13 protein-coding genes are annotated in these 13,382 nt (G+C 40.3%); 9 read left to right on the plus strand and 4 right to left on the minus strand.

Going from position 1 to position 13,382, the window contains the following annotated elements; translation table 11 throughout:
• The first annotated feature begins 111 nt into the window (after nt 1-111).
• From allD to K3T81_RS03785, 8 genes are all read left to right on the plus strand, one after another.
• Nucleotides 112-1,122: an ureidoglycolate dehydrogenase gene (allD, locus tag K3T81_RS03750; RefSeq protein WP_106897731.1), complete on the plus strand. Its 1,011-nt coding sequence runs from the start codon at nt 112-114 to the stop codon at nt 1,120-1,122.
• 19 nt (nt 1,123-1,141) lie between these two features.
• Nucleotides 1,142-2,134 (plus strand): TRAP transporter substrate-binding protein, encoded by a 993-nt coding sequence (locus tag K3T81_RS03755; RefSeq protein ID WP_238018337.1) that lies wholly within the window; start codon nt 1,142-1,144, stop codon nt 2,132-2,134.
• A gap of 144 nt (nt 2,135-2,278) precedes the next feature.
• Complete coding sequence (locus K3T81_RS03760) at nt 2,279-2,761, plus strand: TRAP transporter small permease (RefSeq protein WP_238018338.1); 483 nt, start codon at nt 2,279-2,281, stop codon at nt 2,759-2,761.
• Nucleotides 2,761-4,035, plus strand: coding sequence for a TRAP transporter large permease (locus K3T81_RS03765; RefSeq protein WP_106897729.1), 1,275 nt, complete (start codon nt 2,761-2,763; stop codon nt 4,033-4,035). Before K3T81_RS03760 ends, K3T81_RS03765 begins: the two co-directional genes overlap by 1 nt.
• Before the next feature lie 12 nt (nt 4,036-4,047).
• Entirely contained in the window at nt 4,048-5,067 is a 1,020-nt protein-coding gene (locus tag K3T81_RS03770; RefSeq protein WP_420830773.1) for a zinc-binding alcohol dehydrogenase family protein, read from the plus strand.
• 15 nt (nt 5,068-5,082) lie between these two features.
• The gene (locus tag K3T81_RS03775) at nt 5,083-5,712 is read left to right on the plus strand and encodes a bifunctional 2-keto-4-hydroxyglutarate aldolase/2-keto-3-deoxy-6-phosphogluconate aldolase (RefSeq protein ID WP_238018339.1); all 630 of its coding nucleotides are present in this window, start codon (nt 5,083-5,085) and stop codon (nt 5,710-5,712) included.
• Nucleotides 5,709-6,809, plus strand: a complete 1,101-nt coding sequence (gene uxuA, locus K3T81_RS03780) for a mannonate dehydratase (protein WP_238018340.1) — start codon at nt 5,709-5,711, stop codon at nt 6,807-6,809. Before K3T81_RS03775 ends, uxuA begins: the two co-directional genes overlap by 4 nt.
• Nucleotides 6,784-7,617, plus strand: a complete 834-nt coding sequence (locus K3T81_RS03785) for an SDR family oxidoreductase (protein WP_238018341.1) — start codon at nt 6,784-6,786, stop codon at nt 7,615-7,617. Before uxuA ends, K3T81_RS03785 begins: the two co-directional genes overlap by 26 nt.
• A gap of 166 nt (nt 7,618-7,783) precedes the next feature.
• On the opposite strand, the gene solA is transcribed toward K3T81_RS03785, so the two are convergent.
• From solA to K3T81_RS03800, 3 genes are all read right to left on the minus strand, one after another.
• Nucleotides 7,784-8,938 (minus strand): N-methyl-L-tryptophan oxidase, encoded by a 1,155-nt coding sequence (gene solA / locus K3T81_RS03790; RefSeq protein ID WP_238018342.1) that lies wholly within the window; start codon nt 8,936-8,938, stop codon nt 7,784-7,786.
• Nucleotides 8,939-9,098: 160 nt separating this feature from the next.
• Nucleotides 9,099-9,833, minus strand: a complete 735-nt coding sequence (locus tag K3T81_RS03795) for a class I SAM-dependent methyltransferase (protein WP_238018343.1) — start codon at nt 9,831-9,833, stop codon at nt 9,099-9,101.
• A gap of 29 nt (nt 9,834-9,862) precedes the next feature.
• Complete coding sequence (locus tag K3T81_RS03800; RefSeq protein ID WP_238018344.1) at nt 9,863-10,612, minus strand: sulfite exporter TauE/SafE family protein; 750 nt, start codon at nt 10,610-10,612, stop codon at nt 9,863-9,865.
• A gap of 254 nt (nt 10,613-10,866) precedes the next feature.
• Between K3T81_RS03800 and K3T81_RS03805 the strand changes: the two genes are divergently transcribed.
• Nucleotides 10,867-11,541 (plus strand): lysozyme inhibitor LprI family protein, encoded by a 675-nt coding sequence (locus tag K3T81_RS03805; RefSeq protein WP_238018345.1) that lies wholly within the window; start codon nt 10,867-10,869, stop codon nt 11,539-11,541.
• A 230-nt stretch (nt 11,542-11,771) separates the two neighbouring features.
• On the opposite strand, the gene K3T81_RS03810 is transcribed toward K3T81_RS03805, so the two are convergent.
• Nucleotides 11,772-12,977: an MFS transporter gene (locus tag K3T81_RS03810; protein WP_238018347.1), complete on the minus strand. Its 1,206-nt coding sequence runs from the start codon at nt 12,975-12,977 to the stop codon at nt 11,772-11,774.
• Between the last annotated feature and the right edge of the window lie 405 nt (nt 12,978-13,382).

Below are 13,382 nucleotides of genomic sequence, written 5' to 3' on the forward strand. Positions count from 1 at the left end.
TTGTTTTTGCAAGCGATTGCAATTATAGTAATAGGCTTTCACTCGAATAAGGTTTGGAAAGGAAATACAAAAATATAAGGTTATAACCGTAATCTGGATTAGCAGGCATCGATGAGCACAGTAACAGTACAAGCAGAAGAAGTTAAACGTCTGGTAGTAGCTAAATTGGAACAAGCAGGCTTAGAGAATGACCATGCAGAAAAAGTAGCTAGCATTTTAATCCATGCAGATCTAAGAGGTGTGAGTTCTCATGGTGTCTTAAGAACAGAACACTATATTAATAGACTAAATGAAGGTGGATTGAATAAAGCTCCGAACATTTCAGTCAACAAAACGGGTCCGGTTACTGCTGTCGTAGATGGTGATAATGGGTTTGGACATGTCATTGCAGATAAGGCAATGGAAGTAGCGATTGAATCCGCAAAAGAAAATGGGGTTGGAATGGTTACAGCAATGAACAGTAGCCATTGCGGGGCCTTAAGCTATTTTGTAAACAGGGCAGCTGAAGAACAGTTGATTGGGATTGCGATGACACATACCGATAAAATTGTTGTTCCATTTGGTGGGAAGAAGCCTTTCTTAGGTACAAACCCAATAGCCTATGGAGTTCCAGCAAAAAAGAAAAAGCCGTTCATACTAGATATGGCAACTTCTACAGTAGCGCTAGGGAAGATTTTACAATTTAAAGAAGAAGGCAAAGATATTCCGGCAGGCTGGGGTGTTGATGCTGAGGGGAATACTGTCACAGATCCTTCTAAAGTAGAAGCACTAAGCCCATTTGGTGGGCCTAAAGGCTATGGCCTTTCCTTAATTGTTGATATATTTTCTGGATTATTAGCGGGTGCTGCTTTTGGTCCACACGTTAATAAAATGTACGGGGATTTAGATAAGTACCGACATTTAGGGCATTATTTCTGTGTGATCAATCCATCCTATTTTACGGATAAAGATAGTTTTCTAGAAAATATGGACCAAATGATTGATGAACTGCATAACGCAAGTCCTGCAGAAGGATTTGATAAGGTTCTTATCCCAGGAGAAATTGAACAGCTTAATGAGGAAAAGAATCGAAAAGAAGGGGTTACGATTGCTGCATCTGTTTATGAGTATCTAGCAAATTAAAAAAGGGGAGAGAGTTATCATGAAGAAGATGAAATTAACGATCATATTATCTGCAATTGTATTGTTTCTGGCAGCATGTGGGTCAGATGAGGCTAGTGGTGGAAATGGGGATACCATCGAGTGGAAATTAGGCCATTTATCTGATGAAAACCATATTTGGCATAAAACAGCCGAAGAATTTGCAAGTCTAGTAAACGAAAAGACCAGTGGTGAGATTGAAATAGAGATTTATCCGAATAATTCATTAGGTGGCGAAACAGATACGATTAATTCCATTCAGGCGGGCACAGCAGATTTAGTTATCTCAGGGGAAACTCTACAAAACTGGGCACCAAAAGCCGCGCTATTGGCAGCACCGTATGCTTTTAGAGATTTAGATCACGTTACTTCCGTGGTAGAAGGGGAGATTGGGCAGGAAATTGAAGATCAGATTAAAGAAGAAGCAGGGCTGACTCCACTTTACTATCATACACGTGCACCGAGAAACCTAACTTCTAAAGAACCAATTAAATCTCCTGCAGACTTAAGTGGCTTTAGTATGCGTGTACCAAACGTTCCATTATTTTTAGATACATGGGAAGCTGCAGGAGCGAACCCTCAAGTAATGGACTTTAATGAAGTTTTCACAGGAATTCAGCAAGGGGTTATTGATGGTCAAGAGAACCCTGTTGATTTAATCCAAAGCGGTGGACTTTATGAAGTACAGCAATATGTAAATAGAACGGAGCATGTTCATTCATGGATTTATGTATTAGTAGGAAATGAGCAGCTTGAAGCGTTGAATGATGAACAACGAGATGCAGTTCTTGAGGCAGCCGAAGAGGCACAGAAGATCGGAGAAGAGCTTTACCAAGAAGAAATCGAACAGATTGAAGGCGAATTAACTGACAATGGCATGGAATTTGTTGACGTTGATCAAGAAGCCTTTAGAGAGGTTATGATCCCAGCGGTAGAAAAATCGTTATCAGATGAACAGCTAGATCTCTATAATCGGATTTTAGAAGTTGAGTAGACATTAATAGACGGACCCAATCAAAAAATGAAGGGCTGGCCTTCTTTACCTTGAGAAGGTAGGACGGGCAGCTCTTATTGCTTTATTGACAAAGGGATATAAAAAAGAGGTGGCTTTTTTTATGAAGGGATGGTGCAGGAGGAAATGACCAAGCTTATTGAGCGATTACTCGGATTTCTAACAATCGTTAGTTTTATAGGCGTTATTAGTGCAGTGGTTGTCCAAATTATGGCTAGATATTTGCCATATAACGCAGTATGGACAGAAGAATTAACGCGATATTTCTTCATCTTTACAATATGCTTTGGTGCTCCACTAGGGTTGTTAAAAGGGGAATATATAAACGTTGACGTTATTTTAAAAAGAATACCACTAAAAATCCGTAAATATTACGAGATTGTCATCTATTTACTTATTTTAGCTTTGAGTGTGGTTTTAGTGATGGAAGGCCTCACATTCACCGAAATTGGTGCAAATCAATTATCTGCCACGATGAACTTCCCGATGTCGTATATACATGCAGGGTTTGTCATTTTGGGTGTGTTTTTGGCATACTTTTCTACCATTCAAATCATCCGCCTGTTAAAGAATCAATATAATTTTGAACAGGGTTACGAGGAGGAATAATTATGGCAGCATTATTATTTGGATCATTTATAGTCTTAATCTTCCTAGGAATCCCTGTTGCCTTCAGCTTAGGGTTAGCCTCTCTTCTTTATTTAGTTATAGGGGATATTCCGTTAACGATTATACCTCAACGTATGTTTGGTGGTTTAAATTCCTTTACACTCCTCTGTATACCAGGCTTTATTCTTGCTGGTAATTTAATGAACGCAGGAGGTATTACGGATAGGATTATACATTTTGCAAATAGCATATTAGGACATATTCGTGGAGGACTTGGCCTAGCGAATGTTGGGGCATCGATGGGGTTTTCCGGGATTTCTGGTACGGCATTAGCTGATACAGCGAGTATTGGTTCTGTTATGATCCCGTCTATGAAAAAGCAAGGGTATGGCGCAGGATTCTCTGCGGCGGTTACAGCATCTTCATCCGTTGTTGGTCCCATTATCCCGCCGTCTCTACCGATGATTATGGTCGGTACGCTAGCAGCACTTTCCATTGGTGATTTGTTTGCAGCAGGTATTATACCAGGTCTGTTACTAGGCCTCGGATTGATGATCCCAACCTACTTGATCTCCGTAAAAAGAGGTTATCCAAAAGGAAAAAGAAGTACTTTAAAAGAAATTTGGACGAGTTTTAGTGGAGCTTTTTGGGCCCTGTTTATGACAATCATTATTTTGTATGGAATTCTAGGTGGTTATTTCACACCAACAGAAGCATCTATTATTGCAGTTCTTTATGCTGTTGTGGTCGGATTGTTAGTGTATAAGGAGTTGAAAGTGAAAGATTTACCATCAATCATCTTAAAGTCAATGGTAAGCGCGGCTTCTATCATGTTATTAGTAGGTTTTGCTAACCTATTTGGTTGGATTATGACAAGAGAGCAAATCCCCCAACTAATAGCAGATTCCATTTTAGGATTTTCAACTAACTCTGTCGTCGTGATATTACTGATTATCTTACTACTATTATTCGTGGGTACATTTATGGAAACTATTGCAGCACTTGTAATCTTATTTCCAGTATTATTACCGGTTGCAACGCAAATTGGAATGGACCCAATTCAATTTGGTGTAGTGATGGTTCTAACATTAGTAATCGGCTTAATGACACCGCCTGTTGGTGTATGTCTCTTTGTTGCATCCCAAATAGGTAGAGTCACCATGGGGAAAGTGGTACGAGAGCTCGTTCCATTCTTTGGTATTGCCCTTCTCGTGCTATTACTTGTCGCATTTGTCCCACAAATAACGTTATTTTTACCAAATCTTTTTGAATAGAGGTGGATTGACTTGAAAGCAGTATTAATGCCCGAAGCACGTAAAATCGAGATAACAAATGTAGATAAACCACAAATTGAAAAGGAAAGTCAAGTTCTATTAAAGATTAAAAGGGTAGGGATATGCGGATCAGACATGCATATCTACCATGGCACAAATCCAATGGCCACGTATCCTAGAATAGTAGGTCATGAAGTAACTGGAGAAATCGTGGAAGTAGGCTCCCAAGTATCCTCTGTAGCAGTTGGTGATCGTGTTGTTGTAGAACCGATCCGTTATTGCGGGAAATGCTTCGCATGCAGGAATGGACGACCCAATGTATGTAAAGAGCTGTCTGCCTTTGGGGTGCATGAAGACGGTGGTATGAGAGAATTCGCCGTACTTCCTGAGAATCAAGTTCATAAAATTGACCCAACAATCGATTGGGACGAGGCCGTAATGGCAGAGCCTTATACGATTGGTGCACAGGCCACCTGGAGAGGGAATGTCCAAGAGGGCCACACAGTTTTTATTCAAGGAGCAGGGCCAATTGGAATTACGGTGTTAAAAATGGCCAAGCTACGTGGCGCTACGGTTATTATTTCTGATATCACACAGGAAAGATTAGATTTTGCAAAGGAAAATGGCGCAGATTATACGATCAACCCTATTGAAATTAATGTAGCCACAAAAATCGAGGAAATTACGGCAGGTGAAGGAGCAAACGTTGTAATTGATGCAGTTGGTACACCACAAACATTTGAATTAAGTGTCGAAGTTGCATCCCCTTCTGGCTATGTTGTAACACTTGGATTTGATACAAGGCCATCCTCTATTCCGGCAATGCCTATTACAAAAAAAGAGCTCACAATTGTGGGATCAAGATTGCAGACAGGCCAGTTTCCTTATGTAATAGATTTAATGAATGATAGAAAGTTAACGCATAATGGCTTGATTACGCATAAATTTCAACTTCACGAAGTAGAAGAAGCGTTCAAATTCATAGAAGAAAATCCACAATTAGTAAGAAAAGCAGTCATAGCTTTTGACTAAGCAAGGAGGATGAGCATGGCACTGACAGAAATGATCGCAAAACTACAAGCATCAAAATTAGTGGCCGTAATCAGGGGAAATAGTGCTGAAGAAGCACAGTCTATTGCTGAAGCAGCTATAAAAGGTGGCATTACTCATATTGAATTAACGTACACAACCCCTTTTGTCGGCAAAGCTTTTGAAGCCCTTCATTCTACAGATGCTACCATTGGAGCTGGTACGGTATTAGATGTGCAAACAGCCCGTGACGCCATTTTGCATGGAGCGCAATTCGTAGTAAGTCCTCATTTTGATTCAGAAATAGCAAAGTTGTGTAATCGGTACAATGTTCTTTATATGCCTGGTTGTATGACGGTAAAAGAAATTGTTTCAGCACTAGAATATGGCTGCACCATTGTGAAGCTATTTCCTGCTAATGGGTTTGACCCAAGCTTTATTAAATCGATTAAAGGGCCTATTCCACAGGTGGACGTTATGCCAACAGGTGGAATCAATTTAGAAAATATGAAGGATTGGATACAAGCAGGGGCTGTTGCTGTCGGGATTGGCAGTGATCTTACAAAAGCTTATCGAAATAACGGGGCAGAAGGCGTTACTGCATTAGCTCAAAACTATACAAACACACTAAGGAGGGTGAAAGAATGAATATTACCTTTCGCTGGTTTGGAAGGGACAATGATACGGTCTCTTTAGAGGATATTAGACAAATCCCAGGTGTAAAGGGAATTGTGTGGGCACTCCATAAAGTGCCAGCTGGAGACGTATGGACCGAGGAAGCAATTGAAGAAGAAGTGAAATATATTCAATCCCATGGCTTTCATGCAGAAGTAGTAGAAAGTGTGAACATCCACGAATCGATAAAAATAGGGAATGCAGACAGAGATCGCTATATAGCTAACTATAAAGAAACAATTAAAAATTTAGCCAAGCATGGAGTAAAGGTTATTTGCTATAATTTCATGCCTGTATTTGATTGGGTTAGAACAAATATGAAAGAGCCATTACCTGATGGATCAACCGCTTTATTTTTTGAAAAAAAGATAGTGGAAAATATAAACCTACAAACAATGGCTAATGATGTGATTAATTCAAGTGATTTAACCTTACCAGGATGGGAACCAGAAAGGCTAGCTAAAATAGAGGAACTTTTGGAAGAGTATGAGTCTGTCACAGAGGATGATCTATGGGATAATCTCGCATACTTTTTAGATGAAGTATTACCAGTAGCGGAAAGCCATGGAGTAAAACTGGCGATTCACCCGGATGATCCACCATGGTCTGTGTTTAACCTACCACGAATCATGAAAAATGATGCGGATATAAAACGTTTATATTCTCTATCTGATTCACCATCGAACACGCTAACATTTTGTTCAGGTGCTCTAGGAGCAAATCGGGAAAATGATACGGTAGAAATTATAAAGAATGTTGCAGAGAAAGCGCCATTTCTACATGTGCGTAACGTGAAAATTTTTGAAAATGGAAACTTTATTGAGACATCTCACTTAAGCGCAGATGGCAATATTGATATTAAAAATATTATGAAGCAGCTAAGTGACATCAACTATGATGGCTATATTCGGCCAGACCATGGTAGACATATTTGGAATGAAGTTTCCAGACCAGGGTACGGGCTATATGATAGAGCATTAGGAATCATGTATTTGAATGGGCTATGGGATGCATTCCAATCAGTCAAGAAGGAGGAGGCCAACTATGTTTCCAGTACACGAGAATCTTGAAGGTAAGGTAGCAGTCATTACAGGTGGAAGTGGTGTCCTCTGTTCTGCAATGGCAAAGGAATTAGGTAGACAAAAGGTTAAAGTAGCCATTTTAAACAGAACGTTAGAAAATGGCCAAAAGGTAGCAGACGAAATCAACAAAGCTAATGGAGAAGCAATCGCAATTGGTGCTAACGTATTGGAAGAGGATGCATTATTAGAGGCGAAGCAAGAAGTTCTGAGTAAATTCTGCAAGATTGATATCTTAATCAACGGAGCTGGGGGCAACCATGAGGACGCGATTACCTCAGAAGAGAAGCATAGCCAAGATGCAAAAAAATCTTTCTTTGACTTAAAAGATGAAGGGTTTACTAGCGTATTTGACCGTAATTTTAAAGGAAGCTTTTTAGCTGCGAAAGTATTTGGGGAAGCATTGCTTGAGCAACAAGGCTCTAGCATAATTAATATCTCTTCCATGAGCGCATATGCACCGATGACAAAAGTGCCTGCATACTCTGCAGCAAAAGCCGCCATTAATAACTTTACGATGTGGCTATCCGTTCATTTTGCCAACACAGGGTTAAGAGTAAATGCAATAGCTCCAGGGTTCTTCCTTACTACGCAAAACCGAGATCTTTTACTGGATAAAGAGGGCAACCATACAGCAAGAGCTGAGAAAATCATTACCGGCACACCAATGGAAAAATTCGGTGATCCTAATGACCTGATTGGTACACTTTTATGGTTAGTAGATCCTGAATACTCTGGCTTTGTAACAGGTGTAACGATTCCTGTAGACGGCGGATTTATGGCCTATTCCGGAGTATAATAGGATCATGGTTCAACAATAGGGGATCAAATAATAATAAAGGTCGCTGACTGGGCAGGTCAGGAGATCCATAGATTTAAAGGTTTATTTTGAAGTTGAATGGCTGGTTTGAGATCGGTGTGTTACTGAACTCAAACCAGTTTATTTTAGTTTGGAATTGGAAATGTTATTTGGTTGGTTTAGAGAAAAGGGATTTCTTAAACCTCCCAATCGAAAACTGCGAAATATCGACATCATTCTTACCGGAGATGATCAAATTACTTAATGCCTGTCCAACTGCACTGCTAAATTTAAACCCATGTCCTGAAAATCCTGCTGCAATCGCAACATTTGCGTGCTTAGGGTGGAGGTCAATAATGAATTTATCATCGGGTGTGTGTGTATACATACAGGTTTTACCATACTTCAATTGCCAAATATCAGGAATGTATTGATTCATAAATTGTGCCAAATTTCCTTCATCTTCTGCTAGTTCACCAAACCCTATCGGAGACTCATCAGGGTGGATGGGATTTCCGCCATCATGACGCCCTACTTTTAAACCGGACCCATCTATACTCGGGAATCCATAATAAATTCCTTTGGGTGTATCAAATGCAAAGGCTGGAAAACGGCTATGATTATAGGTAGCCTCATTAGCGTCAAACCAAGCAAATGTTTTCCTTACAGGTGTAAGTGGAAGCTCCAAACCCAACATAGAAATGAGTTCACCTGACCATGCTCCTGCCGAAACCACGAGCGCATCCGAGTGAAGGGTCTGTTCGTCTGTCTTAATTGTTACTTTATCCTCTTGAATATAAATGTCTCTTACTCTACTATTTGTGAGGATTGTAGCACCATTTTGCTCAGCAAGTGCTTGGTATGCTTTAATAATTTCCTCACTCTTTAGCACGCCAGATGTCGGTTCAAAGCAACCAATAAAGTCGTTCGGTAACGAAATGTTAGCCCAACGATTCTGCACTTTATTAGCATCCATTACATCAAGGGGCAAATCGTACTTTTTAGCACTAGAGATAATATTTTGGATGAAATTGGAGTCTGCATTTCCAACATTAAGTACACCAGTTTGAGTGAATAACTGCTTTCCAGAAGCCTTTTCTAAGTCATACCATAACTCGCGTGCTTTAAGGATAAAGGGAACATATTCTTTTCCCTCACCATAAGCATAGCGAATAATTCTTGTGTCCCCGTGATGACTCCCTTTATTATGTGGTGGGTTAAAAGAATCTAATAATAACGTTTTTTTCCCACTCTTGGATAAATAATAACCCGCTGCCATGCCCATTGAACCTGCACCAATTACGATTACGTCATAGTTCATTCCATCTAACCTCCAATAATAAATATCTAACGTATAATGAACACAATTAATTTTTATCTAGAGCCATTTAGCTATTGGCTACTAAAAAATTCATATCTCTAAACAAAAGAACCACATAAATCCATAGCGGGTTTTATGTGGTTTTATTATGGATGTTCCTCTATTTCTTATTCGCTGAAATGATTAAAAACATTGGTCTCCGATTTTCATCTGCCATCAGAGGATCCTTTTTTGCCATTTCCTCAGTAGGATATGATTCCTTCACTTCCTTTACAAGAAAACCAGAATCAATTAGGTCGTTAATATAGGTGGAAATGGTGCGATGATATTTTGTCACATGTTCATTTAAAAAGGACGTGTCACGCACGCCTTCCATTTGATAGGAATCAACCGGCCAGTGTAGGCGATTCCCTTGGTCATCATAATACCAGTCTTGTTCTTTTCGAGAGGTGAAAATGGGATGTTCCACAGAAAAAACAAAGCTTCCCCCAGGCTTTAGCGAATCATAAACCTTTTCACAAATTGTTTTAAATGACTTAATATAGTGAAACGCAAGGGAACTGATCACCACGTCAAATGGAGAGTGTGAAAAATCGATGTCTTCGATAGGCTTTTTGATATATGAAATGGATGGATCTTTTGTCATTTCACGAGCTCGTTGAATCATTTTTTCAGAAATATCTACACCTGTGACAGAACGTGCCTGCTGCTCCCGTGCATATCGACAATGCCAGCCGAAACCACAGCCTAAATCAAGAACTGTTTTATCTTTAAGGTCCGGTAATAGTTCTTTTAAAATATGCCACTCTCCAGCACCTTCAAGCCCATGAACGGAGCGGGGCATTTGTTCGTATGCAGAAAAGAAATTCGGTTCATCATATTTATTTTGTTTCATCGTGAATCCATCTCCTATTTTTAATATGTTCAAGCAGGATTAATCAGCAGCACAGCCCCAAGCAGAACGATAAGAATAAAAACGTAACGCTCGAATTTATGACTAGGGATACGCCGATGTAAATACGTACCTAAAAATGTTGCGGCAATGATAAAAGGCAAGGATAGTCCGAAGAGCGTAAATACATCCTTTGTCCATAGCCCTCCAAGTGCTTGGCCTAGAACCACCATTATCCCAGAAATAAGAAAGTGAGCTTGCAGTGTTTCTCGAAAGCGATCTGGACTCCAGCGACGCATCGTGCCGTAAATAACAACTGGTACACCATTGAAGTTATAAGCACTCCCAAGTGTTCCGGCAGCAAAACCAAACGGTAACGCCCAAGCTGGACTATCCAACAAAGGACGTTGTGCCGTCTTCGTAATCATTGGTTTAGCCAGTGAATAGACTCCATATGCAACAAGAAATATGCCAAGTGCAACCGTGATCACCAAGGCTGGAGCATAAAGGACTAAAACAAGTCCAGCTGGAATGCCGAGCAAGGTAGTAATGGCTAACCGAATAAGTGCCGGCCGATCAATGTGACGCCAGCCTGTTGACACAGCGATCAAAGCCACTGTTAGCCCGGCCAATCCTATCAGCGATATGGAAGTATGTAAATCTAGTGGTAGCAGTGCAAGTAGAGGCATTCCTACTACAGCTTCTCCAAAACCAAACGTAGCTCTCATCAAAGAGCCGATGAAAACAACGGCAATGACTAATAGAATGAGTGTGGTAGACATATAAAACAACTCCAGTAGCTCAAGTTACAGCTTAAAATATAACATTCATTATTTACCTTTATTTTATCATAGTGGTGAAACAATATGGCTTAGTTGGGGCTAATTGAGTGGGGATTTTAAAGAATCTATTTTTAAAAAGCCTAGCATTTGGCTAAAGCCTTCCTACCTTCTAGATAAATTCCATGAACTGGAATAATTGTATAAAATGATTTAAAATCTAATAAGAACTAGATTACATAGAAAGGTAGATTTTAATGAATTTTAATCGTCACTTTTTAATTGGAATGCTAACAGTCGGATTGCTCCTTTTAGCTGCATGTGAGAATTCTTCTGCTGAGTCTAGCGCTACAACAGACAACGAGTCAGAGAATAGGAATGAAACCCAAACGGTAAATGAAAATGGAGAGGCTGTAGAGGAGGAAGCAGAGAAAGATGCTGGTTCAAATGCAGACGACCCGACTCAAGGCAACACGGAGGAAAGTACAACGGAAGAAGCGGAAACTACCGAAAAAGTAGAAACAGCTAATGATGATACCGCAGAAGAAGATTCCTCGACTAAGAGTACAGTAAGCAAGAAAGAAGAGTACCTTCAGAAATTAAATGATGCAAAAAAAGAAACACGTGAGGAGCGGGAAGAGTCAGCTGATGGCATAACGATCGAGTTAAAAGGTGTGGAAGGGAATTTATTCGACCTGTGGGACGGATTGTTAAACGAAATTTATGGAGTCCTGGAGGATCAACTTTCTACAGAAGAAATGGAGCAACTGAGAGTAGAACAACGTGAATGGATTAAGCACCGCGATAACAAGGCAAAGGAGGCATCCCTGGAATATGAAGGGGGCACTGCAGAACACCTAGTTTATAGAACAGTCCTTAACGACCTTACGATAGAACGATGCACGGAACTGGTTGAGGAGTATATGAAGTAATGAATAGAGCACACTCGGTTGAGCGTGCTCTTATTGTGGCTGATGTTAGCTCGTTCACGGGCGATAATTTCTTATTCTCGGAGGATGTTCACTCATTCTTGGCCGATGATCTCCCGCTCACAGCTGATGTTCCCAGGCTGAAGGGAGATGTTCCAAGCACACGGCCGATGCTCTGCTCGACTTCCAGTAGCTACCACGCGCGTTCTAGCCGCCCCCCACCCAACGACCAATCAAGCAGCCCTAAGATTCTTTTTACGTAGTAGTGTATTTAATTGCTCTGAGCATAAAAGCATACCTACAATATATACGCATATAAAGAACGGGAAGATTGCAATTGTTGAATGGGATGCAATCAAGCCAAGTAAAGGTGGCAGAAAGGTGTTACCTGTGTACGCTAGGGCCATTTGATAGCCCATAATAGTTTGAGAATGTTTCTTCCCAAAGCGTGTAGGTGTTTCATGTAACATAGATGGAAAAATTGGTGCTAAACCAAACCCAATCATGATAAACCCTACGAGTGAGAATGTGGTTGGAAAGGGAAGCACAAGAAGTGCAGCACCAACCAATGCGATGAGTTGTCCAACTCGAATCAGCATACGGCTACTTAATTTAAAGGTGACAAAGCCAGTTAGAAATCTAGCAACTGTTAATCCACCCCAATAAAGGGAAACCCATTTGGCAGCAGTAGCCGCTGACAGATCCTTGACATCCACAAGAAAACTACTTCCCCAAAGCCCCACTGTTGTTTCCACCCCGCAATAAAATAGAAAGGACAACAATGCGAGCTTTACACCTTTTATTTGCAAGGGCTTTTCATGCTTCTCTTGTTCTTGCACTTCCTCTTCAATCGCTTCTGTTGCCTCACTTTGTGCTACATTCCTGTTTTGCGCTACTTTTTTCCACAAAGGGAAGGAGAGTAAAAGGATAGTTGCTAAAGCGAACTGGATTCCTGCAATGGTGAGGTAACCATTTCTCCAAGCCTGTTGTCCTGTAATAAATTGGGCCATGATGATGGGTCCCAAGGTAGCTCCCACACCCCAAAAACTATGTAACCAACTCATATGATGTGCCTTATAGTGTAGTGCCACATAGTTGTTTAGTGCTGTATCTACAGCGCCCGCTCCTAATCCAAGTGGAATAGCACATATAGCTAACCATATAATCGACGGCGCAAAATAAAACCCTAGTAAAGCACCAGCTGTCAACAAGACGCTGACAAAGGTAACCTTCGCAGTTCCGAATCGTTTGATGACCTTTCCACTTAATAAACTGGAAATAATAGTACCAACAGAAATGATCATAAACAGATATCCTGCTGCGTCAAGTGGCGCCCCTATGTCCTCTTGTATCACGGGCCATGCAGCCCCTAGTAACGGATCAGGTAAACCTAAGCTAATAAAAGCCAAATAAATAACAAGCAAAAGTAATAAAGTCATGTTTACTCTCTTTCTCCTAACGTTAATTTTCGTTGCGTTTTCTAATGACTGATTAAATAAGTTTCCTCCACTTCGCTCTCAGTAGCTATTAATCTACTAATAATTTCAATCATTTAATGGTCTGAAACTAAATTCTAAAAGTGTTTTGCTAATTTTACGCAGGACAATTCTCTTCTAAGTGGCCTACATCCAATGCATTATTAAAACGCTTTTATAAATGATGTTGAAAATATACCATATTCAATTTTTTATAACAATGAAATAGAAAAGTTGGCTTTTCCAAGACGGAAAAATGCGGCTTTGTGAATTTCATATCCCACCACACAACTTATTCTAGAGGAGTGGGAGGATGAGAATTTTCAGTTCATCACGTCCAGATGTTGAGTTACCGAGTTAAATTTAGGT

It is taken from the genome of Oceanobacillus jordanicus, from assembly GCF_022095695.1.
Classification (GTDB): domain Bacteria; phylum Bacillota; class Bacilli; order Bacillales; family Amphibacillaceae; genus Oceanobacillus_B; species Oceanobacillus_B jordanicus.

Excerpts from the sequence above, each read along its gene's own strand:
- allD (WP_106897731.1), top strand. The coding sequence starts at position 112 with ATGAGCACAGTAACAGTACAAGCAGAAGAAGTTAAACGTCTGGTAGTA.
- K3T81_RS03755 (WP_238018337.1), top strand. The coding sequence starts at position 1,142 with ATGAAGAAGATGAAATTAACGATCATATTATCTGCAATTGTATTGTTT.
- K3T81_RS03760 (WP_238018338.1), top strand. The coding sequence starts at position 2,279 with ATGACCAAGCTTATTGAGCGATTACTCGGATTTCTAACAATCGTTAGT.
- K3T81_RS03775 (WP_238018339.1), top strand. The coding sequence starts at position 5,083 with ATGGCACTGACAGAAATGATCGCAAAACTACAAGCATCAAAATTAGTG.
- uxuA (WP_238018340.1), top strand. The coding sequence starts at position 5,709 with ATGAATATTACCTTTCGCTGGTTTGGAAGGGACAATGATACGGTCTCT.
- K3T81_RS03785 (WP_238018341.1), top strand. The coding sequence starts at position 6,784 with ATGTTTCCAGTACACGAGAATCTTGAAGGTAAGGTAGCAGTCATTACA.
- solA (WP_238018342.1), bottom strand. The coding sequence starts at position 8,938 with ATGAACTATGACGTAATCGTAATTGGTGCAGGTTCAATGGGCATGGCA.
- K3T81_RS03795 (WP_238018343.1), bottom strand. The coding sequence starts at position 9,833 with ATGAAACAAAATAAATATGATGAACCGAATTTCTTTTCTGCATACGAA.
- K3T81_RS03800 (WP_238018344.1), bottom strand. The coding sequence starts at position 10,612 with ATGTCTACCACACTCATTCTATTAGTCATTGCCGTTGTTTTCATCGGC.
- K3T81_RS03805 (WP_238018345.1), top strand. The coding sequence starts at position 10,867 with ATGAATTTTAATCGTCACTTTTTAATTGGAATGCTAACAGTCGGATTG.
- K3T81_RS03810 (WP_238018347.1), bottom strand. The coding sequence starts at position 12,977 with ATGACTTTATTACTTTTGCTTGTTATTTATTTGGCTTTTATTAGCTTA.